Source organism: Avibacterium sp. 21-599 (genome assembly GCF_026226765.1).
Lineage (GTDB): Bacteria > Pseudomonadota > Gammaproteobacteria > Enterobacterales > Pasteurellaceae > Avibacterium.
In genome coordinates this window covers 231,134-255,306 of sequence record NZ_JAKKOB010000002.1, presented here as the reverse complement: position 1 = coordinate 255,306, position 24,173 = coordinate 231,134, and the positions used below count along the sequence as shown (strand labels likewise).

At 41.0% G+C, this 24,173-nt stretch carries 25 protein-coding genes and 1 tRNA gene; 12 read left to right on the top strand and 14 right to left on the bottom strand.

Translation table 11 applies throughout. The annotated features are described in order from the left end of the window. Positions 1-32 precede the first annotated feature (32 nt). From fucI to deoC, 3 genes are all read right to left on the bottom strand, one after another. The gene (gene fucI, locus L5B83_RS11075; protein ID WP_265778560.1) at positions 33-1,799 is read right to left on the bottom strand and encodes an L-fucose isomerase; all 1,767 of its coding nucleotides are present in this window, start codon (positions 1,797-1,799) and stop codon (positions 33-35) included. Positions 1,800-2,126: 327 nt separating this feature from the next. Next, positions 2,127-2,876, bottom strand: a complete 750-nt coding sequence (locus L5B83_RS11070) for a DeoR/GlpR family DNA-binding transcription regulator (RefSeq protein WP_265778559.1) — start codon at positions 2,874-2,876, stop codon at positions 2,127-2,129. A gap of 45 nt (positions 2,877-2,921) precedes the next feature. Continuing rightward, positions 2,922-3,596 carry a deoxyribose-phosphate aldolase gene (deoC, locus tag L5B83_RS11065; RefSeq protein WP_265778700.1) on the bottom strand — a complete coding sequence of 225 codons (675 nt, stop codon included), beginning with the start codon at positions 3,594-3,596 and terminating at the stop codon, positions 2,922-2,924. A 136-nt stretch (positions 3,597-3,732) separates the two neighbouring features. Here deoC and rfaD point away from each other — a divergent pair, with 136 nt between their 5' ends. Further along, on the top strand, positions 3,733-4,656 hold the full coding sequence (rfaD, locus tag L5B83_RS11060; protein ID WP_250351194.1) for an ADP-glyceromanno-heptose 6-epimerase: 924 nt from the start codon (positions 3,733-3,735) through the stop codon (positions 4,654-4,656). Between the two features lie 413 nt (positions 4,657-5,069). Here the strand turns inward: rfaD and L5B83_RS11055 are convergent, their stop codons facing one another. The 5 genes from L5B83_RS11055 to asnC all read right to left on the bottom strand — a co-directional run bounded on the left by L5B83_RS11055 (position 5,070) and on the right by asnC (position 8,447). Then, a complete protein-coding gene (locus tag L5B83_RS11055; RefSeq protein WP_265778558.1) occupies positions 5,070-5,348 on the bottom strand; it encodes a heavy-metal-associated domain-containing protein in 279 nt (92 codons plus the stop codon). Then, positions 5,345-5,722, bottom strand: a complete 378-nt coding sequence (locus L5B83_RS11050; RefSeq protein WP_265778557.1) for a mercuric transporter MerT family protein — start codon at positions 5,720-5,722, stop codon at positions 5,345-5,347. Before L5B83_RS11050 ends, L5B83_RS11055 begins: the two co-directional genes overlap by 4 nt. Continuing rightward, positions 5,697-6,800 carry a transglutaminase-like domain-containing protein gene (locus L5B83_RS11045; RefSeq protein WP_265778556.1) on the bottom strand — a complete coding sequence of 368 codons (1,104 nt, stop codon included), beginning with the start codon at positions 6,798-6,800 and terminating at the stop codon, positions 5,697-5,699. The genes L5B83_RS11050 and L5B83_RS11045 overlap by 26 nt, the downstream gene beginning before the upstream one ends. Positions 6,801-7,202: 402 nt before the next feature. Beyond that, on the bottom strand, positions 7,203-7,961 hold the full coding sequence (gene udp / locus L5B83_RS11040; RefSeq protein WP_265778555.1) for a uridine phosphorylase: 759 nt from the start codon (positions 7,959-7,961) through the stop codon (positions 7,203-7,205). Between the two features lie 33 nt (positions 7,962-7,994). Continuing rightward, entirely contained in the window at positions 7,995-8,447 is a 453-nt protein-coding gene (asnC, locus tag L5B83_RS11035; protein ID WP_250351369.1) for a transcriptional regulator AsnC, read from the bottom strand. 160 nt (positions 8,448-8,607) lie between these two features. On the opposite strand from asnC, the gene asnA reads away from it, so the two are divergent. Both asnA and L5B83_RS11025 read left to right on the top strand, forming a co-directional pair. Continuing rightward, positions 8,608-9,600, top strand: coding sequence for an aspartate--ammonia ligase (asnA, locus tag L5B83_RS11030; protein WP_265778554.1), 993 nt, complete (start codon positions 8,608-8,610; stop codon positions 9,598-9,600). A 290-nt stretch (positions 9,601-9,890) separates the two neighbouring features. After that, a tRNA-Ile gene (locus L5B83_RS11025) sits at positions 9,891-9,967 on the top strand. A 236-nt stretch (positions 9,968-10,203) separates the two neighbouring features. Here the strand turns inward: L5B83_RS11025 and L5B83_RS11020 are convergent. Next, positions 10,204-10,992, bottom strand: a complete 789-nt coding sequence (locus L5B83_RS11020) for an outer membrane protein assembly factor BamD (protein ID WP_265778553.1) — start codon at positions 10,990-10,992, stop codon at positions 10,204-10,206. 99 nt (positions 10,993-11,091) lie between these two features. On the opposite strand from L5B83_RS11020, the gene rluD reads away from it, so the two are divergent. Continuing rightward, entirely contained in the window at positions 11,092-12,066 is a 975-nt protein-coding gene (rluD, locus tag L5B83_RS11015; protein WP_265778552.1) for a 23S rRNA pseudouridine(1911/1915/1917) synthase RluD, read from the top strand. Position 12,067: 1 nt separating this feature from the next. Continuing rightward, on the top strand, positions 12,068-12,802 hold the full coding sequence (gene pgeF, locus L5B83_RS11010; protein WP_265778551.1) for a peptidoglycan editing factor PgeF: 735 nt from the start codon (positions 12,068-12,070) through the stop codon (positions 12,800-12,802). Between the two features lie 26 nt (positions 12,803-12,828). Here pgeF and ygfZ read toward each other — a convergent pair whose 3' ends face one another. Beyond that, positions 12,829-13,674, bottom strand: a complete 846-nt coding sequence (gene ygfZ / locus L5B83_RS11005; RefSeq protein ID WP_265778699.1) for a CAF17-like 4Fe-4S cluster assembly/insertion protein YgfZ — start codon at positions 13,672-13,674, stop codon at positions 12,829-12,831. Beyond that, on the bottom strand, positions 13,674-14,537 hold the full coding sequence (locus L5B83_RS11000) for a YicC/YloC family endoribonuclease (RefSeq protein WP_265778550.1): 864 nt from the start codon (positions 14,535-14,537) through the stop codon (positions 13,674-13,676). The genes ygfZ and L5B83_RS11000 overlap by 1 nt, the downstream gene beginning before the upstream one ends. A gap of 113 nt (positions 14,538-14,650) precedes the next feature. On the opposite strand from L5B83_RS11000, the gene rph reads away from it, so the two are divergent. The 4 genes from rph (at position 14,651) to dusC (ending at position 18,012) form a co-directional block, all read left to right on the top strand. Next, positions 14,651-15,370, top strand: coding sequence for a ribonuclease PH (rph, locus tag L5B83_RS10995; protein ID WP_250351426.1), 720 nt, complete (start codon positions 14,651-14,653; stop codon positions 15,368-15,370). A gap of 29 nt (positions 15,371-15,399) precedes the next feature. Next, positions 15,400-16,041 (top strand): orotate phosphoribosyltransferase, encoded by a 642-nt coding sequence (gene pyrE / locus L5B83_RS10990; protein ID WP_265778549.1) that lies wholly within the window; start codon positions 15,400-15,402, stop codon positions 16,039-16,041. A 48-nt stretch (positions 16,042-16,089) separates the two neighbouring features. After that, positions 16,090-16,962, top strand: a complete 873-nt coding sequence (gene djlA / locus L5B83_RS10985) for a co-chaperone DjlA (protein ID WP_250351428.1) — start codon at positions 16,090-16,092, stop codon at positions 16,960-16,962. Between the two features lie 111 nt (positions 16,963-17,073). Further along, on the top strand, positions 17,074-18,012 hold the full coding sequence (gene dusC / locus L5B83_RS10980) for a tRNA dihydrouridine(16) synthase DusC (RefSeq protein WP_265778548.1): 939 nt from the start codon (positions 17,074-17,076) through the stop codon (positions 18,010-18,012). A 525-nt stretch (positions 18,013-18,537) separates the two neighbouring features. On the opposite strand, the gene L5B83_RS10975 is transcribed toward dusC, so the two are convergent. The 3 genes from L5B83_RS10975 to L5B83_RS10965 all read right to left on the bottom strand — a co-directional run bounded on the left by L5B83_RS10975 (position 18,538) and on the right by L5B83_RS10965 (position 21,805). Further along, positions 18,538-19,530, bottom strand: coding sequence for an amidohydrolase family protein (locus L5B83_RS10975; protein WP_250351095.1), 993 nt, complete (start codon positions 19,528-19,530; stop codon positions 18,538-18,540). Positions 19,531-19,833: 303 nt separating this feature from the next. Further along, on the bottom strand, positions 19,834-21,579 hold the full coding sequence (locus L5B83_RS10970) for a DUF3413 domain-containing protein (RefSeq protein WP_265778547.1): 1,746 nt from the start codon (positions 21,577-21,579) through the stop codon (positions 19,834-19,836). 4 nt (positions 21,580-21,583) lie between these two features. Next, positions 21,584-21,805 carry a YejL family protein gene (locus L5B83_RS10965; protein WP_265762391.1) on the bottom strand — a complete coding sequence of 74 codons (222 nt, stop codon included), beginning with the start codon at positions 21,803-21,805 and terminating at the stop codon, positions 21,584-21,586. A 118-nt stretch (positions 21,806-21,923) separates the two neighbouring features. On the opposite strand from L5B83_RS10965, the gene yejK reads away from it, so the two are divergent. From yejK to cpxR, 3 genes are all read left to right on the top strand, one after another. Then, entirely contained in the window at positions 21,924-22,940 is a 1,017-nt protein-coding gene (gene yejK, locus L5B83_RS10960; protein ID WP_265778546.1) for a nucleoid-associated protein YejK, read from the top strand. A 63-nt stretch (positions 22,941-23,003) separates the two neighbouring features. Beyond that, entirely contained in the window at positions 23,004-23,417 is a 414-nt protein-coding gene (gene bamE, locus L5B83_RS10955) for an outer membrane protein assembly factor BamE (protein WP_250351091.1), read from the top strand. A 46-nt stretch (positions 23,418-23,463) separates the two neighbouring features. Further along, entirely contained in the window at positions 23,464-24,165 is a 702-nt protein-coding gene (cpxR, locus tag L5B83_RS10950) for an envelope stress response regulator transcription factor CpxR (RefSeq protein WP_250351090.1), read from the top strand. Positions 24,166-24,173: the final 8 nt, after the last annotated feature.

Genomic DNA, 24,173 nt, shown 5'->3' with positions numbered 1-24,173 from the left:
AAAATGACCGCACTTTTATTTAAAGAGAAAAATTATTTATAGAGTGGACCAAAGTTGGCACAAGCACGATAATCTTGACCTTCTTTATCTTGTCCAAAGCCATTCCATGCACTTGGACGGAAAATATCTTGTTCCTCAACATTATGCATACAAACAGGAATACGAAGCATTGAAGCAAGGGTGATGAGATCCGCACCAACGTGTCCGTAAGTTGCCACACAGTGGTTAGCGCCCCAATTTGCCATTACCGAATAAACATCAGTAAATGCCCCTGTTCCTGTTAGGCGAGGAACAAACCAAGTACAAGGCCAGGTTTCATTTGTACGTTTCATCAAGGTATCATGGACTTCCTCTGGTAAATCAATTGACCAACCTTCGGCAATTTGTAACACGGGTCCAATTCCACGAATAATGTTGAGGCGATGCATAGTAAATGGCATTCCTCCTTTGGTGAGATATTGTGATGAATAGCCACCCCCGCGGAAATATTCATATACCGCAGGACACCAACGTGTGTTTTCCACACAGCGTTTTCCATCTTCCTCTGTTACTTCCCAAGCTGGCTTAATAACCGGATTTCCTTTTTCATCACGATGTTGACCTGTGCCATCTAACGCTGCAGAACCTGAATTAATGAGATGAATAAAGCCACTTTCAGGACGGAAACCTGTCGCTTTTTCTACCGCATCGGGACTCCAATAAGTTCGTACATCGGCAAAAATTTGCGCTTGTCCAGTGAGTTGATGACCAAACAGCATACATACGCCATTTAAGGAATCGTTTTCAGTGGCAAGAATATAAGGAGGGCGAACCCCATTCCAGTCATAGGTTGAATTCAGGATTGCTTCCATAAAATCGCCATTCGGCATATGATCTGTCCAGTGGCGCTGCCCTTGGAATCCAGCCGCAATAGCATTATGACCAAGTGCTTCTTCGCCGTAATTTAATTGTGCTAATTTTTCATTACCCGCCATTAAATCACGGGTAATAATGGCCATTTTCACCACGTTTTCCCAAAGTTTTGCTTTTTGCTCAGGTGTGTCTTGGTTATCTGGATGATTAACATCCACACCTTCTTTACAATATGCTTTTACCCACTGTAAGGCTAAATTGACTTCTTCTTTATCGTAGATTTCACGATCTAAACGGCGTTTAATTTCGCTCATATCAACATATTCATTTCTCATACCAAGATATTCTTGGAAGAATTTTTGATCTACGATAGAGCCAGCAATCCCCATTGAAACTGAACCGATAGAAAGATATGATTTGCCTCTAATGGTGGCAACAGTCAGTGCAGCACGAGCAAAACGAAGCAATTTTTCTTTAACATCTTCAGGGATACTGGTGTCTGACGCTTCTTGCACTTCAGTTCCGTAAATAGAGAACGCAGGTAGTCCCATTTGTGAATGCCCTGCTAATGCGGCGGCAAGATAAACTGCACCGGGACGTTCCGTACCATTGAAGCCCCAAATCGCTTTTGGCATATGAGGATCCATATCAATGGTTTCCGAACCATAGCACCAACAAGGCGTAACAGTAATTACTGCACCAACATTCGCGAGTTTAAATTTTTCTGCACACGCGGCAGCTTCTGCTACGCCACCGATGCACGTATCGGCGATCACACATTCAACAAAGGAGCCATCAGTATGGCGGATATGAGTTTGTAGAAGCGTTGCAACGGACTTCGCCATATTCATTGTTTGTTGTTCTAAGGATTCTCTTACCCCCATACGACGACCATCAATGGTTGGGCGAATACCGATTCTAATTGGGGCTGATTTTAATACTGTCATTGTGTTTTCCCTCCATACTAGGCTGATCTTTATCTTCAATAAGTGTTATGTTGAATAAAGTCAGCAAGATCTATTGAAAAAATACGACTTATCTAAAAATGAATTGCTTTCATCGTATATACGGCAAGAATGGAACGGTGGAGCAATATCGTTATGCAATGTATTGCATCAAGGTTATTGTTCAATAAATCAGAAAAAGAGAATAGTTTTTTAGTCAGTTTGTATGATTTTTGCGAAAGAGATCACAAAAAACGCCCGATTTTCGGTAATAAAAATGCCCGTTTTTTATTTATCAATCTAAATCGGGCAGTTTTAGATAAAGTGCGGTCAAAAAGAGAGGTGAATTTGATGTTCTTGGCAATAGTTTTGCAGATCTAGATTTGGCGCTTTTTCACTGAACAGAATATCTAATTGTGTGAGTTCGCCCAGTTTAATTAAATTTTTTTGCTCAAATTTGGAACTATCAAGCAATAAAAATTTCTTTCCAGAAGCATCAAGTAATTTGCGTTTGATGGAGGCATTGAGTTCATTGGATTCCCAAATAGCCCCATTGCTATCTACTCCAGTACAAGAGAAGACACATAAATCAATATGCAAACGTAGCAAAAGCTGTTCAGAAAGCGGGCCATAAAAAGCGGCATACTTTGCGGAATAAACACCGCCTGTTGCAATCGTTTTTATATTAGGTTTATTAACGAGTGCATTAATATTATGCATTGAGTTTGTCACTACCGTACAGGGAATATCCGGCATTTGTTGAGCAAAATGCCAACTACTGGAGCTTGCATCAAGACCGATCACCGCCCCCTCAAAGACATAATCAATCGCTTGTTGAGCAATATATCTTTTAGCCTCAGAATTCAGGCGTTGTCTGGCCTGAAATGAACGACCAATATCTTTGGACTGCTTACTCATTGCACCGCCATGAGTGCGATGCAGTAAACCTTTTTTATCTAATGCACTGAGATCTCGCCGAATGGTTTCAACAGAAACATTAAATTGTTGGGCAAGTTCATTGACATTCACTCGTCCAATAGAATTAACAAGTTGTAAAATTTGTGAGGTTCGAGCTGGCATTTTTTTCTCCAAGCAATCAAAACAATCATCAAAAACATCGCACGATTAATAATCGTGATTTTGTTGGGACACCCCTTCTACAATTGCTACTCCCGCGCTTACTCCTAAACGGGTTGCTCCCGCATTAAGCATTGCAATAGCCGTGGCGGTATCACGAATGCCACCCGAGGCTTTTACACCGATTTCATCACCGACAATGTGCTTCATCAAAGTAACGTCCTCAACAGTTGCCCCGCCTGTGCTAAAACCAGTAGAGGTTTTTACAAAAGCCACCTTGAGTGTTTTGCAGATTTCGCAGACTTTGATGATTTCCTCTTTGGTTAAGAGACAGGTTTCTAAAATCACTTTTAAGGTTTTTCCTTGGCAAGCAGAAAGTACCGTTGCGATATCTTGTTCCACGTCTTGCCATTGTTGAGATTTTACCCACCCTACATTAATGACCATATCAATTTCATCTGCGCCCTGAGCAATTGCTTGTTGCGCTTCAAACGCTTTCACTTGGCTTAAACTTGCCCCTAAAGGAAAGCCAACAACGGTACAAATTCTCACCGCACTTTGTGCAAGCGCCTGTTTTGCGAGAGGAATATACGCCGAGTTAATACACACGGAGCAAAATTGATGTGCTATTGCTTGTTGGCATAAATTAAGAATGTCTTGTGGCGTTTTATCCGCAGCAAGGGCTGTGTGGTCAATGTATTTTGCAATATCTTGTGGTTGCATCATATATCCTTAATCTTGGCTGAATTTGTGCTATATCATAACCTAAAAGAGGGGGTGAGCGCGAAATTTCTTTAGCCCTTATTAGCAAAATCCTTTAGAATAAACGCCAATAGTAAAATCAAATGAGGATTGAAAAATGATTATTGTAACTGGCGGCGCAGGCTTTATTGGCAGTAATATCGTAAAAGCGTTAAATGAGATTGGGCGCACGGATATTTTAGTGGTAGACGATTTAAAAGATGGCACAAAATTTGTCAATTTAGTGGATTTAGATATTGCCGATTATTGTGATAAAGATGATTTCATCGCATCCATTATGGCGGGTGATGATTTAGGTGATATTGATGTCATTTTCCACCAAGGTGCTTGTTCAGCCACAACCGAATGGGACGGCAAATTCGTAATGGAAAATAATTATGAATATTCCAAAGAATTATTGCATTATTGTTTAGAGCGTCAAATTCCGTTTTACTATGCGTCAAGTGCGGCAACTTATGGGGACAGCAAAACCTTTGTCGAAGCGCGTGAATTTGAAAAACCGCTAAATGTATATGGTTATTCTAAATTCTTATTTGATGAATATGTGCGTAAAATCTTGCCAGAGGCAACTTCACCTGTGTGTGGTTTTAAATATTTCAATGTCTATGGACCAAGAGAACAGCACAAAGGGAGTATGGCAAGCGTGGCATTCCACCTTAATAACCAAATTTTGAAAGGTGAAAATCCAAAATTATTTGCAGGCAGCGAACATTTCTTGCGTGATTTTGTTTATGTTGGCGATGTAGCTGCGGTAAATATTTGGTGCTGGCAACACGGCATTTCAGGGATTTATAACTGCGGAACAGGCAATGCGGAAAGTTTTGAGGCAGTGGCACAAGCAGTATTAAAATTCCACGGCAAAGGACAAATTGAGACCATTCCATTCCCAGAACATTTGAAGAGCCGCTACCAAGAATACACCCAAGCCGATCTCAGTAAACTGCGTGCCACAGGATATGACAAACCGTTCAAACCTGTTGCTGAAGGTGTCAGCGAATATATGGCGTGGTTGAATAAATAACATCACTACGCAATTAAATGAAATGAGGGGCGAACCTATGTTTTCGCCCGAAATAAATAGGATTCGTCGTAAAAAATTATCAAAATTTCCACCGCATTTTATTTTTAGCCAAATAGAAGTGCGGTGGAAAATATTACCTTTTTACCGAGCAAATATCCCTCTGTGCATTTGAATAATGTTGAAACTTAAGTCGTTTCTCTTTAAATCAAACCGTACTGGCGTACCTTATCAAACTTTCTGTGTTATCTATGCTAAACCGTCTTGCCTTATTCCAAATAGAAACAACGCGAGTGATGATATGAAACTCTCTTTGCGAAAAATCACCGAGCCTGCTATACAAAGCGTCATGCTGATGCACCAACAAAATAAGAGCTTGCCAAATATTATCCTATTATTTTGATATCACCTACGCATCATTGCACGTTCTGCACAACCGCATGGTAGTGAAGTTTATCAATGGCTTGAATCAGCATTTCATCACTCACTTTCTCATCTGCAACCACATTCACTGAGCGTGAGTTAAAATTCGCTTTAGTAGATTGCACGCCATCAATATTACGTAATACTTTATTGACTAAATAAACACAAAGCTGGCAATTCATTTCTTCAATATGCAATGTCACCTTTCGTTCTGCGCCAAGACTTGATAGTGAAAAACTAAGTGCGGTTAAAAAAAGTAATATTTTTTTCATTCTAAATAATCCAAAATATAAGGTAAAACATAAGGATAGGTTAAGAAAAAGAGAATAATCAGCGCCATTAACCAATATAAAACTTGTAACATACGGCGTGATAAATATTTGCTACAAATGATTTTCCCTGAGAAATTCAATAGCCAAAAGCCATAACCAAAGGCAAAGAGAGAAATCACAAGCATTGGAATTTGTAAAAAGGCAAGCTGATTTAAGCTCACCAACCAAGTGCTGGAAATGCCGAAGAGTAAATAAAATAACGGAGCAATGCAGCACAATGTTGATGCCACCGCAGCACTCACTGCAGTGGTACATATCGCCCAAAATTTGGTATTGGCGTTTTTCGGATTAACGTTGTTGTGAGATAAATTCATAGCCAAATTCTTTTGCATCAAATGAATTTAACGGATCGCCACCCACTTCGGCATAAGGATAGCCAAAATTATTGATTGGTGAGAGTTCTGGCGTTGGGTAAAGAGTGAAATCTCGTGCGTGATTAAAGCCCATCCAATTCCCCTCCCAATTTCCAAATAAATAATCTGAAACGGCTTGGGTATTTGTATCCGCCACGTCTTTTTTCTCTGTTAGGCGATATTTTGCTACGTCGGCTGAATCAACAGGCACCCAACCAAAGCCGGCAAGGTAAAATTCTGCACGGCAATGTTGTCCGCCGTTTTCATTGGCTATATTATTTTTGGCACTGCCAAACGCAGACTGAGAATATTTCCCCATTTTCACGGCTTCACCTAAACGGATACCAAACACTTCACGAGCAGGAATGCCAGAAGCACGGGCTAAGGCAACAAATACAGAATTAATATCGGTGCATTTTCCTTTTAATACACCTGTGGTTAAGATTTTTTCTACATCGCCATCACCGCAGCCTAACACCGAATTATCTCGCTCCATATTCGCCACAATCCACTGATGAATGCGTTCTGCTTTTTTGAGCGGATTGGTTTCATTGCCTACAATTTTATCGGCATATTCTTTTACGATTCCGTCAATTTTAATATGTTTTGTTGGCTGTAAATAAGGTTGCACATCAACGCCATATTCTATGTTTTGTGGGGCTTGATAGTCTTTCAGTAACCCTTGTTTCTTTGGTTCACGATCTTGCGTTTCCACCACCAAGGTAATTGTTAAATCACGTTTTTGGGCATCTGGCGCCCAACTGGCGAATAAGGTACTTGCACTATATTGATTATTTTCAGTGATGTACGCTTGTTGATAATTGCCGTCAAATGTAATGGATTTTACTTTTTGATAGTCATTGCTAAAAGGCAATGGCACCCATAAATTGGTGGTGCCAGATGAGCCTTTGGGAACTTGCAACGCATAGGTTTGGGTGAACTCATAAGTATGCGTAGTAGTATTGGGGTTTGGCATCGTTGTAGCATTTGCCAACGTAGCCGCCGCGAAAAGTGCGGTAGTAAAAATCGTTTTTTTCATAAAAAACTCCTGTTTACAAAAGGGATTGCAAGGTTATGCCATTCGCGATTAAAAATGGGCTACCTTATAGGAATTAGGCGAGAGAAAACGCATTGCGTTAAATAATTGCCAAATTTCTAACCTTCCTTAAATCCTTAAGAGAAATTGAAAACGGCAAGAATGGTATAACGATGAAAACCAGAATTGAAAACAGTTTGATCATTTCCTATACACAATACTTGCGATATAGCTGTTCAACGAACAAAGGGATTTTACGATCTATGGCTGAAATTGCAATCTTTTATTGAGCACGGAGGGACAAGAACCAGATAAGAAAGCCTGAAATTCAGCATAATTATGATACGTCATTTAAGAAAGTGCGGTAAAAAATGGGTAAAAATTCCACCGCACTTTATTTTTTAATTAAACTAATAATGCGGCGGCTTTCACCACAATATCAATGGCGTTTTGTTCCGTTTGGTGAATGGTTTCCTCGTTTGGAATTTCTTGCTGGGTACGGTTTACAATAGCGCCTGCCACCATTCCCGCACGCAACCCTAAGGCTGAACACATTGTAAATAAGGTTGCACTTTCCATTTCATAGTTCATCACATTGAGTTCTTGCCATTGTTTTAATGAACCTTGATAGTGGCGGTAAATTTTGCCCGTGTAAGTGTCGTAGCGTTCTTGCCCCGGGTAGAATGTATCGGATGACGCGGTGATACCGATATGCACTTTGGCGTTCTGATTTTCTAATGCAGCTTTGTGAAGCATTGAGGTGCAAGTAAAGTCGGCTACGGCAGGATATTCCAATGGAGCAAAATGACGGCTTGCACCATCTAAGCGCACCGCGCCGGTGGTGATCAAAATATCACCTACATTAATATGCGGTTGGATCGCCCCTGTTGTGCCAATGCGTAAGAAGGTACGCACGCCTAATTGTGCTAACTCTTCCACGGCAATGGAAACAGAAGGGCCACCAATTCCTGTGGAACACACCACCACCGCTTTACCATTAAGATAGCCAAGCCACGAAGTAAACTCCCTTGTTGCCGCTAAAAATTTTGGATTTTCCAATAAACGAGCAATCCGCTCAACGCGTTCTGGCGCGCCCGGAACAATGGCAAGTTTCGCCCCATCTAACATTGCTTTGGTTAAACCTAAGTGAAAAACATCAGACATAATGACTCCTATTTTTAGTTATAAATGAATAAGTTATGGAGTAATATCACGCAAAATCGGGTTTTGCATTGAAATTAAGGTTTCGGTAGATTGAATTTCATCAATCAACTGAATTTTAGTTGCGAGCACGGAATGAAGTTCCGCAATGGTGTGGGTCATCACCTTAATAAAAATGGAATAATTCCCCGTGGTGTAATAAGCCTCCACCACTTCTTCAAATTTTTCTAATTTCTCAATGACCTTATCGTAATCTTTCGCACTTTTGAGAATAATGCCAATGAAACAGCATACATCATAGCCTAATTTACGTTGATCAATACGGATTTTCGTCCCTTGAATAATGCCCGCCTGACGCATTTTTTCGACACGAACGTGAATTGTTCCGGGACTTACCCCAAAATTTTTTGCCATTTCTGCATACGGCGTACGCGCATCTTTGATTAATACACGGAGGATTTGTTTATCTAAGTTATCAATATTGTGCATTTTCTTTTCCCAAAATTAAATTTAATTTAAAATTATAGCTATTTTTTTATGGAAAAACCATTTTCAATCTTATTTTTGTTTATAGGTATTGAATTTTGATCCCGTATCATTAAATAATATGCAACGAAAATCAAAACCAATAATAAATAAGGTTCATACAATGGAAAAATCATTTATTTTACAACAACAAGAAATTAGCTTTGCTAAAAACACCTTTACCCAAAAACTTTTGGAACATTTAGGGCTTGTAGAAGTTCAAGGCCCTATCCTAAGCCAAGTTGGCAATGGTATTCAAGATAATCTTTCAGGTACAGAAAAAGCAGTTCAAGTAAATGTGAAGCAGATCACAGATGCCACCTTTGAAGTCGTTCATTCTTTAGCCAAATGGAAACGGCATACCCTTGCGCGTTTCGGTTTTGCCGAAGGCGAAGGATTATTTGTACATATGAAAGCGTTACGTCCAGATGAAGATAGCCTCGATCAAACTCACTCTGTCTATGTGGATCAATGGGATTGGGAAAAAGTGATCCCTGCAGGTCGTCGTAACCTTGCTTATTTAAAAGAAACAGTGCGTTCTATTTATCAAGCGATATTAGAAACAGAAGCCGCAGTAAGTGAAAAATTTGGTTTAACCCGTTTTTTACCGCAGGACATTACCTTCATTCATAGTGAAGATTTAGTTCAACGCTATCCGGGAATGAACGACAAAGAGCGTGAAAATGCTATTTGTAAAGAATACGGCGCTGTGTTCTTAATTGGAATTGGCGGTGAATTATCCGACGGCAAACCACACGACAAACGCGCCCCAGACTATGATGACTGGACAACGATTTCTGAAGGTGAGTACAAAGGCTTAAATGGTGATATTTTAGTATGGAATCCAACGCTAGAGCGCGCCTTTGAGCTTTCTTCAATGGGGATTCGTGTTGATGAAACCGCTTTACGCAAACAGCTTGCCATTACAGGTGATGAAGATCGCTTGCAATTTGACTGGCACCAAGATTTAGTAAACGGTCGCTTACCCCTTTCTATCGGCGGTGGTATCGGTCAATCACGTTTAGCAATGTTATTGTTGCACAAAAAACACATTGGTGAAGTGCAATCGAGTGTATGGCCAAAATCTGTAATGGAAGAATTTACAAATATTCTTTAATGTTTAAACAGTGTAAAAGCCTAGGTATCCTAGGCTTTTTAATTGCAGAAAAAACAAGATACGGCGTGTAGAAAATACTGTAAAGTAAGCCAACGCAGTCTTATTTCAAAATCGAACCACTATAAAATTAAACGGATCGAGAACGCACCAATATCGGATAGAATTCATTTATTACATATTGCCCCCGTTGTGTGCATTCATATCAGGCTTTTTTGTTCAAATTTAAACCGCATAATTGGTGAATGATAGACTTTACTAGGAGATTTCATTATAATCAGCAAACTCTCACCGCCCCCATAGCTCAGTCGGTTAGAGCAGTCGACTCATAATCGATTGGTCACAGGTTCAAGTCCTGTTGGGGGCACCACTTCAATCATTCAGCATCGTTCATTCTGCTTCAAATTACTTCATAATTCTTTATATTGATTTCCCGGATTTGCCAATAAATTCTTTATCATACATTTTACACTCTGACGAAAAAAAATCTAAGTGCGGTCAAATTTTTGGAAATTTTCTAATAACTTACCGCACTTAAAAATTAAGTAATAAAAAACCTCTATCTTCAATATAGAGGTTTTCTCATCATCTTCTATTGCGCATTGATTAAGCTTTTGGTTTATTTAATTTAACGTCTTTTGGTTTTTCGACATCACTGAATTTTTTATCTTTATTTGCTTGAATCAAGGTTTCCGTTTGTTTTGCCAAATCAGGAAGGTTCATTTTTTCATAGGCTTCCTTCATTAATGGCAATGCCTCAAGGGTGGCTTGGGTGTCAGGGTATTGTTGTAACATTCCGACTACGCGGTTAGCAACGGCAACATAGGCATTGCGTTTCATATAGAATTTAGCAATGGCAAGTTCGTGGCGAGCTAAGGCAGCTTTAATATAAGCCATTCTTGCTAAGGCATCTTGTGCATAAGTGCTATTCGGGAAATGATCCACAAGAGTTTGGAAGTTTGCAAATGCCGCTTTCATTGCGGTATTTTCACGGGTAGCACGATCAACCCCAAAGAAATCTTGGAAGAAGTTTTCGCCTGAAGCAAAATTGGTTAGCCCTGCCATATAGATCACATAATCTACATTTGGGCTATTTGGATATTGCTGTAAAAAACGTTCTGCTGCGACCAAGGTTTTGGTGTAATCTTGCGATTTATAATAAGCATAAATTAAATCTAACTGTGTTTGCTCACTGTAATTTGCTGCAGGGAAACGGTTTTTGACTGCTTCTAAATAGCGTACCGCTTGGGAATAGTCCCCGTCTTGCAAATAGGTTTGCCCTTTCGCATAAAGTTCTTGTTCAGTGCCTTGCTCTATTTCTTTTGATGAATTAGAACAAGCACTTACGGCAAGTGCCGTTAATGCAACGAATGTAAAAGACGTTAATTTACGCATTGATGAATCCTTTTTTTACGAGCAATAATAAATAAGTTACAATAATCCGTATTTTATAGCACCTTGCTAAATAAGCAAATTATTCACGGATTTTTATTTATGGCACACATTACTTTAGAAGCAGACGTTCAGCCAAATCAAATGGGACAACGTTTAGACCAAAGTTTAGCGGAAATGTTCCCTGACTATTCTCGTTCACGGTTAAAAACTTGGATCGAAAGTGATCTGGTGAAAGTAAATGACGAAGTGGTCAATGTGCCACGCAGTAAAGTGTATGGTGGCGAACACATTTCTATTACCGTAGAAGTCGAAGATGAAACCCGCTTTGAGCCAGAAGCTATTCCGTTAAATATAGTGTATGAAGATGATGATATTTTGGTCATTAATAAACCGAAAGATTTGGTTGTACACCCAGGGGCGGGCAACCCTAATGGAACGGTTTTAAATGCGTTACTTTATCATTATCCTGCCATTGCAGAAGTACCGCGCGCGGGGATCGTTCATCGTTTAGATAAAGATACAACGGGGCTGATGGTGGTGGCGAAAACCATTCCAGCTCAAACCAAATTGGTGCGTGATCTACAAAAACGCAAAATTACCCGTGAATATGAAGCCATTGCTTATGGGGTGATGACCCAAGGGGGGACAGTTGATGAACCGATGGCGCGCCACCCGACCAAGCGTACCCATATGGCGGTTCACCCAATGGGCAAGCCTGCGGTAACGCACTATCGCATTATGGAACGTTTCCGCAATTACACACGCTTGCGTTTACGCCTTGAAACAGGACGAACACACCAAATTCGTGTGCATATGGCGCATATCGCCCACCCATTACTCGGCGATCAAACCTATGGTGGGCGTCCACGTCCGCCTAAAAATGCCAGTGAAGAATTCTTAGCAACCTTGCGTGATTTTAAACGTCAAGCCTTACACGCCATAATGTTACGTTTAGCCCATCCGATTACGGGGGAAATAATGGAATGGTATGCCCCATTGCCAGAAGATTTTGTTGGCTTAGTGAATGCGTTAAAAACAGATTACCTTATTCATAAAGAGGAATTGGATTACTAAAATGGATGCGCTTATCCCTAATTGGCAAACATCAGCAAATATCTACGCATTGACCACCTTACGCCAAGGCGGGGTGAGCCAAGCCCCTTATGATAGTTTTAATCTCGGCGATCACGTCGGTGATGATAAAAGTGCGGTAAAAAATAACCGCACTTTATTGGTGGAACGTTTTCATTTACCGCAGTTTCCACTTTTCCTAAATCAAACTCACAGCACTAGAGTGATTCGCTTACCTTACGAGGGCAATAATTTAGATGCTGATGCGGTTTACACTAATCAACCGAACCAAGTTTGCCTTGTAATGACCGCAGATTGCCTGCCTGTCTTGTTTACGAATCAACAAGGTAATGAAGTCGCGGCGGCGCACGCTGGTTGGCGTGGTTTATGTGATGGCGTGTTAGAACAAACGGTACAACAATTCCAAGCCCAACCACAAGAAATTATCGCTTGGTTAGGGCCAGCAATAGGGCCTCAATCCTTCCAAGTGGGTGAAGAAGTGCGACAACAATTTATCGCACAAGATCCCAATGCGGCGCAAGCTTTTGTGTCTGATCCCAACGAGCAAGGCAAATACCTTGCCGATCTTTATCAGATCGCGCGCTTACGCCTTAACAAATTAGGTATTTCGCAGATTAGTGGGGGCGAACATTGCACTTATCTCGAAAAAGACAACTTTTTCTCTTACCGCCGAGATCAACAAACAGGGCGAATGGCGTCATTAATTTGGTTTGAATAGATAAATTGGGCGTAATGCCCAATTTTTTATGACAGACGATAAGGTAATTCAACGAGATTTAATAAGGTTTCTGAACCTGAAAGGCGAAATTTCGTGCTTGCTTCAAACTGATTATTCATTACCACCTGCAACCATAAAATGCCCTCAAAATGTACTGCGCTGAGAATAACGCCCGTTTTACGCCAGCCATTTTCCAATTCCATTTCAATTTCTGAGCCAAGCTGAACGGGATCATCAGTTTGTGTGTTCAATAGGAACATTGCACGTTTGTTAATGCCACGATATTTCGCTCGTGCCACGGTTTCTTGCCCGATATAACAACCTTTTTGGAACGAAATCGCTTGCTCAATACATTGTAAATTTAACGCTTGTGGAATAAATTCATTTTGGCTTTCAGGCGATAAAATAGGGTAGCCTGCTTGCATTTCAGCCAGCTCCCATTGGGCTATTGAACCAGTAAAATCAATCTGTTGTACGTGCTTATTTAATAATATGGCTCGTTCAGATTGCCCTATTTCCACGCAAAAATCCGCAGAAATTGCACCGCACTTTGCTTTATCCAGCACACCAATAATTTGCCAATCTTGTTCACTAAACACCACTTTGGAAAAGACCGCATATTTTTTCAGATTATCCAATGCGGAAGGTAATAAGCTATGGCGAACAATCAGATAAAACTGTTCAGCATTTTCGCGCAACAGACGAAAAATACTGCTCATTTTGCCTTTAGGATCACAATGCGCAGTCAGCGTGGATTGCCCATCAGCCAGTCCGTTTACATCGCAAGTGAGCTGACCTTGCAGAAATTTTTCTGCTTCCAAGCCTTGTACGGAAATAACACGATATTGTAAAAGATTGATGATTGCCATAATTATTCCAAATTCTGAATTTGTTCACGCATTTGCTCAATAAGCACTTTTAATTCCACCGCTGAATTGGTGATTTCGGCGTTGATGGATTTTGAAGCGAGCGTGTTACTTTCACGATTGAGTTCTTGCATCATAAAATCGAGCTTACGTCCTACCGCCCCGCCTTTTTGTAAAATACGCTGCGTTTCTTTCACGTGTAGCTGTAAACGATCTAACTCTTCTGCCACATCAATACGTTGTGCTAACAGCACCATTTCTTGTTCTAGGCGTTGTGGATCGGCTTGTAATTGTAATTCCTCAAAACGCTGCTGCAAACGCTCACGTTGCCATTGCAAAATCGCCGGCATTTTTGACCGCACTTTATCGCTTTCACTCGCGATTGCAGTTAAACGTTGTTGAATTAATTCATTTAATTTCGCCCCTTCACGTCCTCGCATCGCAATAAATTCTTCTAAGGCGAGATCAAACCCTGCGAGCAACCCTTGGCCAATGCGATCCAAATCTTGCTCTGGGGTTTCCACAACACCGGGATAGCGTAAAACATCGGTGAGATTGATTTCCCCCTCACCGGCTTGTTGTTTAATCCATTGTAACGATTCAATCACTTGCAATGCGAATGGCTGGTTTAAAGTAAGGCTAGCATTGGCTTGTGGCGTGCTTTCAAAACGCAGGCTACACTCCACCTTACCACGGGTTAAACGTTGGCGTAATTTTTCTCGCAAGGTGTTTTCTAAGCCACGAAATGGTTCTGGTAAGCGGAAGAAGGTTTCCAAATAACGCTGATTAACGGAACGAATTTCCCAAACTGCACTACCCCAATCTTGCTTGATCTCATAACGGGCGAAAGCCGTCATACTATAAATCATAATAAATCCTTAATGTGCGCTAAAAATTGCCGTCTATTCTACCGTTAAATTTCTCATCTGTCAGTTTGCGTGTTAGAATGAGCGCCATTTTATGAATGAGTAAGGAATTTCCAATGCGTCCGAATGATCGCCCATTAAATCAACCACGTCCAATTAAAATCACCCGTCATTTTACGAAATATGCTGAAGGTTCTGTGCTGGTAGAATTTGGGGAAACCAAAGTGCTTTGTACCGCAACCGTGGAAGATTCTGTTCCTCGTTTTTTAAAAGGGCAGAATCAAGGTTGGGTTACCGCAGAATATGGTATGTTGCCACGATCCACGCATAGCCGTATGCAACGTGAGGCAGCAAAAGGCAAACAAGGCGGACGCACGATGGAAATTCAGCGTTTAATTGCCCGTTCTTTACGTGCAATGGTGGATCTTAATGCGCTTGGTGAGCGTTCAATCACACTTGATTGTGATGTGATTCAAGCCGATGGCGGTACGCGTACGGCGTCGATTACAGGGGCTTGCGTTGCTTTAATTGATGCCATCAATGGTTTACTGGAAAAAGGCGTACTAAAAACCAACCCGATTAAAGGCCTCGTCGCGGCTATCTCGGTTGGGATTGTGGAAGGTGAAGCGGTGTGCGATTTGGAATATGTGGAAGACAGTAACGCAGAAACCGATATGAACGTGGTGATGACTGACGATGGGAGAATGATCGAAGTGCAAGGTACTGCAGAGGGAGAACCCTTTTCTCACCAAGAATTATTAACCCTATTAGATCTTGCTAAACAAGGCTGTGAAGTGATTTTCAACGCCCAACGCGAGGCATTACAACATTCTTAATTCATCGCCTTAATCATAAGGGAGTGCAAATGCAAGGCTATAAAATTGACTTTATCAAATTCGCGCTAAGTCGTAATGTGCTAAAATTTGGCGAGTTTACCTTGAAATCTGGGCGTATTAGCCCTTATTTCTTCAATGCTGGGTTATTTAATACAGGGGCAGATTTAGCACGGTTAGGGGAGTTTTATGCCGCTGCGATTGAAGCCAGTAGCTTAGCCTATGATGTGATTTTTGGCCCCGCTTACAAAGGCATTCCAATTGGCACAACCCTGTCTGTGGCATTGTTTAAGCAATATGGCATTGATAAGCCCGTGTGTTTTAATCGTAAAGAAGCGAAAGATCACGGCGAAGGAGGCAATTTAATTGGTAGCCCATTGCGCGGTAATGTGCTATTGGTGGACGATGTCATCACCGCTGGCACAGCAATTCGTGAGGCAATGGATCTCATTACACAAAATCAAGCAAAATTAAGTGCGGTGGTGATTGCCTTAAACCGTAAAGAACGTGGTAAAGGCGAACTTTCCGCGATTCAGGAAGTGGAACGAGATTATCAATGCAATGTGCTGTCGATTATTGATTTTGACGATTTAATGCAATTTATTGAGCAAGAGGCGGATTATCAACAATATTTGCCCGCAATGCGTGCGTATCGTGAACAATATGGTGTGTAAATCTCGCTAAAAAAGCACCGCACTTTATTATTCAAATTGGAGAACAGAATGAGTTTTATTGGAAAGTTATTAGGTTTTTTTATTGGCTACCGTTTTGGCGGCTTTTTTGGTGGGCTTTGTGGTGCTTATTTAGGACATTTAGCCGATAAAAAATTATATGAGCTTGGTAGTGTCAATTCGAGTTTTTTTAAACGCAAAGAAACCCGCCAATCCTTGTTTATGCAGACCACATTTGCCGTGCTTGGCCATTTATCTAAATCCAAAGGACGGGTTACGCAAGATGATATCGCCCTTGCGAACAATCTAATGAATCAAATGAATTTAGATGATAAAGGGCGTAAGTTAGCGCAAGACGCCTTTAATCGGGGTAAAGATCCTAATTTCCCATTACGCCAAGTCATTCGTGAATTTTGCACCGCTTGTGGACAGCGTAATGATTTATTGAGAATGTTTTTACGCATTCAATTACAAGCCGCATTTGCCGATGATCACTTACACGAAAATGAAAAAGACGTTCTCCAAGTGGTAGCAGAAGAATTGGGCTTATCCAGTTTCCAATTCCAACAAATTTTGATGGCAGAAATTGCCGCGCGCCAATTCAGCCGTGGTGGATTTTATTATGAATATAACGGCTCACAACAGGGAGACTCTCAGCAAGAGGGCTATCAACAGGGTAGTTATGGCTATCAAGGACAACGCTCTGGCCCAACCTTGCAAGATGCTTATAATGTGCTTGGCGTAAGTGAAAGTGATGATCGTTCCACAGTCAAACGTGCTTACCGCCGTTTAATGAATGAAAATCACCCCGATAAATTAGTCGCCAAAGGGTTACCAGAAGAAATGCTTGAAATGGCGAAAGAAAAAACCCAACAAATTCAAGCCGCTTATGATCTGATTTGTAAGGCGAAGGGCTGGAAATAAGCCTTTCTTAATTGCTGAATTTTTTACTGTTGTGCTGAAGAAATAAAGTGCGATGGAAAATTCAGCATTTTTTTATTTTTCATCAAACTAATAGCCTAATAACGAGTAAAAATGCGAGTTTTTTTAGCGCCAATGCAGGGCGTGCTTGATCCGCTTGTGCGGCAACTTCTGACTGAAATTAATGACTATGATCTCTGCGTATCAGAATTTGTGCGTGTGGTGGATCAACGTTTACCTGAAAAAACATTCTATCGCCTCTGCCCAGAATTAAAGCAAGGTGGACGAACTTCAGTGGGGACACCTGTCCGAGTGCAATTACTCGGACAACATCCTCAATGGCTCGCAGAAAATGCCATATTGGCAACAGAATTAGGATCGCACGGCATTGATTTTAACTGTGGTTGCCCTTCTAAAACCGTTAATGGCAGCCACGGCGGAGCGGCACTGCTGAAACAACCTGAATTGATTTACCAAGCCACTAAAGCCTTACGCGAAGCATTACCGAAAGAACAAGTGGTGAGCGTTAAAGTACGCTTGGGGTGGGATAGCGATGCGCACGCCTTTGACATTGCTGATGCGGTACAACAAGGCGGTGGCACAGAAATCACCATTCACGGACGCACCAAAACCGATGGTTACCGTGCGGAAAAAATCAACTGGCAGAAGATTGCTGAAATTCGCCAGCGTTTAACTATTCCAGTGATCGCAAATGGTGAAATTTGGGACTGGCAAGATGCACAAGATTGCTTTGCTATAACAGGTTGCCAAGATGTGATGATAGGACGTGGCGCATTAACCATTCCAAATTTAAGCCGAGTGGTGAAGTTTAATCACGCTAAATTAGATTGGGAAACAGGTGTTATGCCTTTGCTACACTGTTATGCTCATATTGAAAACCTACAAGATACCGGCTTTTATCATATTGCCCGCACCAAGCAATGGTTACAATATCTGAAAAAATCTTACCCGCAAGCCAGTGTGCTGTTTGAGTATATTAAAACCTGTCAAACGGCAGAAGCATTACGCGAAAGGTTAGAGCAAATAAAGTAAATCGTTTGTACTTTGCGTTACATCACCAACGTCATCCCATTTATCGTCATTTCAAATAAAAAATAATACGGCGTTACCTGCTCTCTTATGTACTCCCTGTACACCACGGTTGTTGTCGTATTGTCTTATTTTCATTTTAAACGATCATATCATTAGAAGTGCATTCTAAAATTGGCGCGGTGTCTTTGTCATTGAATAAGGTTTTTATTGTGCCAATCACTTACGATATTTGGGGGTATCACTATTTGGTACGCTAACGACTTAATAGTCTAACAATCCCCAAATTTGGCAAAACTTGGTTAAATGGTTTAGGAATATTTTACTTATTGTCAAGTAATTTTCCTTATATTGTAGGCAACTTTGTCTATTTTTAACCCCATTATTTCGGGATCCGCCCTAGAAAAATTTACGTTGCGGGGTAAAAATGCTTGAAAATCCCACCGCACTTTAAAAATAGGCAAGGCTAATAAAGCAAAAATCCTCCGTGCTTGGGAGGATTTTTATTCGTAAACGCCTAAGTCACGTCTAAGCCGCATCTAAGCCCAACACTTTTCGTCCATTGATACTGGCAATGTTTACCATCGCCTCTAAATCAGGGAAACGGCAACCTGCGGCAAGTAGGCTAAGTTCCTGCCACATATCGCCCTCACATAGTGGCACCATATAATCGCAAATGTTATCCGTACCAATGGCAACGGTGATGTTTTCTGGGATCATCTCATCAACGGGGGTGAGGGCATTGTGGAAGGGCATTAAATCTTCTTTACGATTACTGTCAATCCACGCCATTGGGCAGGCGATCATCATCATTTGGGCTTGGCGCATTTTCTCGTAAAGTTTGTAGCGATATTCGCGTGAATGTGCGCCAATGGAAATACCGTGAATGGCAACCACGCGCCCTTCCATACCGTGTTCAATGGTTTTATCACAGAGTTGCTCTGTTTCTTTTTCTTTCGGGGTGTTAAATTGATCAACGTGGACGTGGCACATAATGCCGAGCGATTTGGCTTTATCAAGCAAAATATCCATCGCCTCAAGACCGCGTCCGTAATCTAGTTCATCGCGATAAGGCAAGCCACCAATCATATCGACCATTTCTGCACCAATATCAAACCATTTTTTAGCGGTGGGTTCGATCACGCCTTTTAGGGTTTGATTAGCGAATTTTAAAGTGATGTCGTGTTTATACACATCACGCGCTTTATGCGCGGCGATGATGGCACGATCTTCACAAATGGGATCGATATCCACAAAAGTACCAAACGCGGTTACCCCTTGCGAGATCATTAATTCAATGGCTTGGCAAAAGCGGGCGTAGTAATCATCTACGGTGGAGGTGCGTTTTACTTCGTCCACTAAATCCCATTTTTGTTGCAAATTACTGCTGTGGTAAATACCGATTTTTTCTGGCGTCATTGTGAACGCACGGTCAGCGTGAGCGTGTGAATTGACCCAGCCGCCTTTTTTGATAATTTCGTCTCGAATATAGGTTTTAAAGCTACGAACGTGATTACGCATAATTTTCTCCGTAATAATGAAAGCGAGGCGGACAATAGGCTAGAGATGAAAAAATCCCAATACAGTGGGATCGTGTTATTAAGAGAAAATTGCTTTGCGCTCAAGTGATGAGCCTCTTGATTTGTGGTGTGTGGTGTAATGTTATGAAAAATTCGCAGATTTTTACTTAATAACATTCTATTTTGTCCAGATGAATTTGAATAATAAAAAAGGCGAAATGCCTTTACTGGGGCGATAGTATAAGCGCTTCAATAGTAAAAATATAATTGGTTTTAACTATTGGTTGCTTAATTTGTCTTCCTTTTATTTTTCAAAAAAAGCATTATCTTGATTAAATACCTCTAAGAACAAACCAAGCGGTGGCGTGCGTGAGGTGGTTTTTTGGTAAGTGCGGTCGTATTCTTGGTAGTTTCCACGGCGATCAAGATGATATTGTGTGCCATCAGCGGTAACAATCACATTCCAACGATAATTTCCTGCCTGTACCCAACTGCGGCGTAATGCGGGGTTAAACAAATCCATTCCCTGCGCATAATCAGAGGCAGGATTTTGCACGCCAAATAAATGTGTCATTAATGTAGGCAAAATATCTGTGTGGCTAGTGAGTTTTTTTACCTGCCCTTGTTCTAACCCTTGCCACGCAATAATCAGCGGGACGTGAATTTCTTCTGGTGCGAAATAATTACTTTGCTGTTTTTCACTTAATGAGGTGAAATGATAGCCTTCTTCAGCGGTAATTAAAATAAGGGTGTCGTGGCGATTGACTTCGCGTAATACGCCATCTAGCAAGCCATCTAATTCATTCAGTTGAAGCGCATAGGCTGTCTCATTTAACCCTTGCGGAATGGTCAGGCTCAAATAGCTGAAATAAGGTTTTTCTGTATTGTGTTTTGCATACCAATTATGCCATTGTTGCACGCTTGTTCGGTTGCTATGGACATTGTGATCTAATTTTTGTTGATTAAACAAATTCTGGCTTAACAAACTGGCGTGAAAGCCATCGCTGGAAAATAATCCCAGTTGATAAGCAAATTTTTCTTGCTTGAGCGTGCTAATTAGCACGGATGGCGTTTTGTTGCTTAATAAGCTATCGGTATAATTCGCCGTCAATCCGTAGAACAAGCCCGTTAAGGCGGTGTTATTGTTATTGCCCGTGCTGTAATGATTGAGATATTGCGTTGCTTGCTCAGCAAAGGCGCTCAGCTGTGGCATTTTTTCAGCACTAATTGCATCATAACGTAGTCCAGATACGGTAATGATCAGAATATTGCTTGGATTAACTGGGGCAAAGCGCAATGGCGATTTAGGATAATCGATCTTTAAGGCTTCAGGTCGTCCCTCTTGTTCTAAGGTTTGACTATATTGATTTTTATCTAAGAAACCGTGCTTTTCTAAGAAAGAGCGCGCAGTCATCGGGTAAGAAAGCGGAAAATTAGATTTTTGCATCGTGATCGGACGATAGATAAATGCATCTGCCCAAGCATAAATTAAGTGGGTGGCAATAAAGGTACAAACAAAGAATACCCCCACACCTTTAAGCCATTTTTGCCGTTCAAGGCTACGCAATTTTTCCCACGACCAGCGAGAAAACAGCATTTGAATCAATAAGATAATTGGCATCGACACGAAGAACAGTTGCCAGTTGCGGGAAAGCTCACCATTGTCTGGGTTTACCAATAAATTCCACACGAGTGAAGAAAGGTGAAAATTAAAGCGCGCAAAAACTTCTGTATCCACTAATAATAGGGTTGCCCCAATGGTGGTGAGAATCACACTTAGCCCACGGAAAGTGCGGTTGTTTTTTACCATAAAACTGAGCGGAAAAATAATCAGCAAATACAAGGCAAACACAATAAAACTAAAATGCCCTAATAAACTGATGAAAAAATACAGTTTGCCAAAAAGCGTGTCTGGCCAATCGATCAAAAAGGCATAACGTGCGCCAATCACAATTGCCCAAAGGATATTAAAAAAAGCAAACCAATGCCCCCAAGCGATTTTTCGCGAGGTGTTTTCACGATATTGTTTGCTTGTTTTAATGCCAAACATCGTATTATTTTTGCTCTTTGATAGAACGCATTAACGCATCAGAAAAGGCCTGCGCTAGCGCGATACGTTGCTGTTGCCCCATATTATGGGTAAGTACATTGGTTACCATATTACCCAGTACAACCAAGGATAAATCTACCGGCGTTTGATGTTTTTCAAACACGGCAATCAGTTCATTTAATAAGGTATCAACGTGTTTATCTTGGAATTTTGATTGTTTCGCCATAATGAATATTGTTGTTAAATTTGAAGGCTGAGAATAATTTTGCGTATGCTAGCATATTTTCGCCGAAAGTGCGGTTATAATATCGCACAAATTTATTTTTATAAATATGGATTAAAAAATGAGTATTACGGTTAAGCAAATTGTGTTGCACCAATTGGTAAAACACCAACAAGAAGATGCCATTCAACTTGATGTGCAACTGCGTAATGAACGGTTGCCAATTAGCCCTGAAGTAGAACAAATGATGCTGCATTTGCATCAAGGTTATCAAAATAAAGCAAAAGCCTATGGTGTATTTGAAGAAGCCTCAGAATTTGCGCAAAATCTTAATCGTTTTCTCGAAAATGACTTAGATTTTCTGCCTTTTAGTCACCAATCTGCGCAAAAGCTTGCACAGGAATTGGGGAAATATAACTTTGCAGATAGTGGCACATTCGTGTTGTGCCAATACAATTTTTTAGCGACGGATTATTTGTTTATCGCCTTGCTAGACAGCCACGCCAGTATGTTGGTGGACGAAAACCTAGAAATTCATCGTACGCAATATTTGGATCTTACTCAATTTGATATTGCCGCACGCATTAACCTGACGGATTTGCATATTGATGCCAGTTCTAATCGCTATCTCACCTTTATTAAAGGCAAAGTCGGGCGGAAAATTGCCGACTTTTTTATGGATTTCTTACAGGCAGAAGAAGGGCTAAATCCACAATTGCAAAATCAATGTTTATTACAAGCAGTGAACGATTATTGCGAGCAAGGTGAGTTAAATAATGAGCAATCCCAAGCGGTGAAAAAGCAAGTGTTTGAGTATTGTAAAGGGCAAATGAGTGCGGGCGAAGAAATTGAATTGCGGGAACTTTCCGACAGTCTGCCTACTCTAAATGAACAGTCTTTTGTGGATTTTACGCAAACGCAAGATTATGGCTTGGAGGAACATATTCCCCCAGTCCGTTCTGCCTTGAAAGGCTTAACCAAGTTTTCTGGCTCAGGCAAAGGGGTAACCATTAGCTTTGACGCAGAGCTGATTAACCAACGTGTCATCTGGGATGAAGTGGGTGATACGCTCACCATTAAAGGGTTGCCACCGAATTTGCGTGATCAACTACAACGTTGGCTAAAAGGTGCGAATTAATTTGGCAATAGGACGAAGTTTAGGTATTATCCCCCAATTATTAAAGAATAAAAGGTAACCAATATGCAGTTAAAAACTCTTATTACCGCGGCAATGTTAGCATTCAGCGTAACGGCCTGTTCCACCGTAAGTAAAGTGGTCTATCGTATTGATGTGCCACAAGGAAATTACCTTGAGGCGGCCACGGTAGATCAAGTCAAAGTGGGAATGAATAAGCAACAAGTACAATACTTATTAGGGACGCCGGTGTTAATCGATCCATTTAGCAATAATACTTGGTATTATGTTTTCCTTATCCAAAAGGCTTACCAAGCACCGGAACAACATACCTTTATCGTAAACTTTGATAAACAAGGTGTGGTCACTCACCTTGATTTAGATAAACCGTTGCCAACAGCGGGAGAAAAAGAAATCAATAACGTGGTGATTGACGCGCCAGAAAGCCAAAACAAACACTGGTGGCAGTTCTGGAAATAAAAACTCGGCAAAATAACACCGCACTTCATTATAAGGACCAAACGCAATGGCTAAATTATTATTAGTGGACGATGATATTGAACTTGTGGAACTTCTGGCGGAATTACTTCAGCTAGAAGGCTTTGAAGTAGATACCGCAAACAATGGTAAAGAAGCCTTAGACAAATTGGATAACAGCTATCACCTTGTTTTATTGGATATAATGATGCCCGTGTTAAACGGCATTGAAACCCTAAAACAAATTAGGCAGCATTTCACTACCCCCGTAATGATGCTCACAGCACGAGGCGATGAAATTGATCGCGTTATCGGCTTAGAGTTAGGTGCAGATGATTATTTACCAAAGCCGTTCAATGATCGTGAATTAGTGGCAAGAATTAAAGCCATTTTACGCCGTACTGAACTGGCAAATTCCGTGAATGAAAGCAAATCAGAAGAAAATCAACAAATTGAATTTTGTGGTCTCACGCTTTATCCCGGACGTCAGCAAGTGCTTTATGAGGATAAAAATCTCGAACTTACCGGCACAGAATTTGCTTTATTACAAACCCTTATCGCAAATCCGGGGCAAATTCTTTCTCGTGAGCATTTGAGTATGGAAATCCTAGGTAAACCGCTGACACCGTTTGATCGTGCTATTGATATGCATATGTCAAATCTAAGGAAAAAACTCCCACCACGAAATGACGATTCGCCTTGGTTCAAAACCTTACGAGGCAAAGGCTATCTCCTTGTTGCCTCGAAATAACCTCAAGC

What these genes read in the sequence shown, in the direction of transcription:
- fucI (WP_265778560.1), bottom strand. Translation starts at nt 1,799, where the DNA reads ATGACAGTATTAAAATCAGCCCCAATTAGAATCGGTATTCGCCCAACC.
- L5B83_RS11070 (WP_265778559.1), bottom strand. Translation starts at nt 2,876, where the DNA reads ATGCCAGCTCGAACCTCACAAATTTTACAACTTGTTAATTCTATTGGA.
- deoC (WP_265778700.1), bottom strand. Translation starts at nt 3,596, where the DNA reads ATGCAACCACAAGATATTGCAAAATACATTGACCACACAGCCCTTGCT.
- rfaD (WP_250351194.1), top strand. Translation starts at nt 3,733, where the DNA reads ATGATTATTGTAACTGGCGGCGCAGGCTTTATTGGCAGTAATATCGTA.
- L5B83_RS11055 (WP_265778558.1), bottom strand. Translation starts at nt 5,348, where the DNA reads ATGAAAAAAATATTACTTTTTTTAACCGCACTTAGTTTTTCACTATCA.
- L5B83_RS11050 (WP_265778557.1), bottom strand. Translation starts at nt 5,722, where the DNA reads ATGAATTTATCTCACAACAACGTTAATCCGAAAAACGCCAATACCAAA.
- L5B83_RS11045 (WP_265778556.1), bottom strand. Translation starts at nt 6,800, where the DNA reads ATGAAAAAAACGATTTTTACTACCGCACTTTTCGCGGCGGCTACGTTG.
- udp (WP_265778555.1), bottom strand. Translation starts at nt 7,961, where the DNA reads ATGTCTGATGTTTTTCACTTAGGTTTAACCAAAGCAATGTTAGATGGG.
- asnC (WP_250351369.1), bottom strand. Translation starts at nt 8,447, where the DNA reads ATGCACAATATTGATAACTTAGATAAACAAATCCTCCGTGTATTAATC.
- asnA (WP_265778554.1), top strand. Translation starts at nt 8,608, where the DNA reads ATGGAAAAATCATTTATTTTACAACAACAAGAAATTAGCTTTGCTAAA.
- L5B83_RS11020 (WP_265778553.1), bottom strand. Translation starts at nt 10,992, where the DNA reads ATGCGTAAATTAACGTCTTTTACATTCGTTGCATTAACGGCACTTGCC.
- rluD (WP_265778552.1), top strand. Translation starts at nt 11,092, where the DNA reads ATGGCACACATTACTTTAGAAGCAGACGTTCAGCCAAATCAAATGGGA.
- pgeF (WP_265778551.1), top strand. Translation starts at nt 12,068, where the DNA reads ATGGATGCGCTTATCCCTAATTGGCAAACATCAGCAAATATCTACGCA.
- L5B83_RS11000 (WP_265778550.1), bottom strand. Translation starts at nt 14,537, where the DNA reads ATGATTTATAGTATGACGGCTTTCGCCCGTTATGAGATCAAGCAAGAT.
- rph (WP_250351426.1), top strand. Translation starts at nt 14,651, where the DNA reads ATGCGTCCGAATGATCGCCCATTAAATCAACCACGTCCAATTAAAATC.
- pyrE (WP_265778549.1), top strand. Translation starts at nt 15,400, where the DNA reads ATGCAAGGCTATAAAATTGACTTTATCAAATTCGCGCTAAGTCGTAAT.
- djlA (WP_250351428.1), top strand. Translation starts at nt 16,090, where the DNA reads ATGAGTTTTATTGGAAAGTTATTAGGTTTTTTTATTGGCTACCGTTTT.
- dusC (WP_265778548.1), top strand. Translation starts at nt 17,074, where the DNA reads ATGCGAGTTTTTTTAGCGCCAATGCAGGGCGTGCTTGATCCGCTTGTG.
- L5B83_RS10975 (WP_250351095.1), bottom strand. Translation starts at nt 19,530, where the DNA reads ATGCGTAATCACGTTCGTAGCTTTAAAACCTATATTCGAGACGAAATT.
- L5B83_RS10970 (WP_265778547.1), bottom strand. Translation starts at nt 21,579, where the DNA reads ATGTTTGGCATTAAAACAAGCAAACAATATCGTGAAAACACCTCGCGA.
- L5B83_RS10965 (WP_265762391.1), bottom strand. Translation starts at nt 21,805, where the DNA reads ATGGCGAAACAATCAAAATTCCAAGATAAACACGTTGATACCTTATTA.
- yejK (WP_265778546.1), top strand. Translation starts at nt 21,924, where the DNA reads ATGAGTATTACGGTTAAGCAAATTGTGTTGCACCAATTGGTAAAACAC.
- bamE (WP_250351091.1), top strand. Translation starts at nt 23,004, where the DNA reads ATGCAGTTAAAAACTCTTATTACCGCGGCAATGTTAGCATTCAGCGTA.
- cpxR (WP_250351090.1), top strand. Translation starts at nt 23,464, where the DNA reads ATGGCTAAATTATTATTAGTGGACGATGATATTGAACTTGTGGAACTT.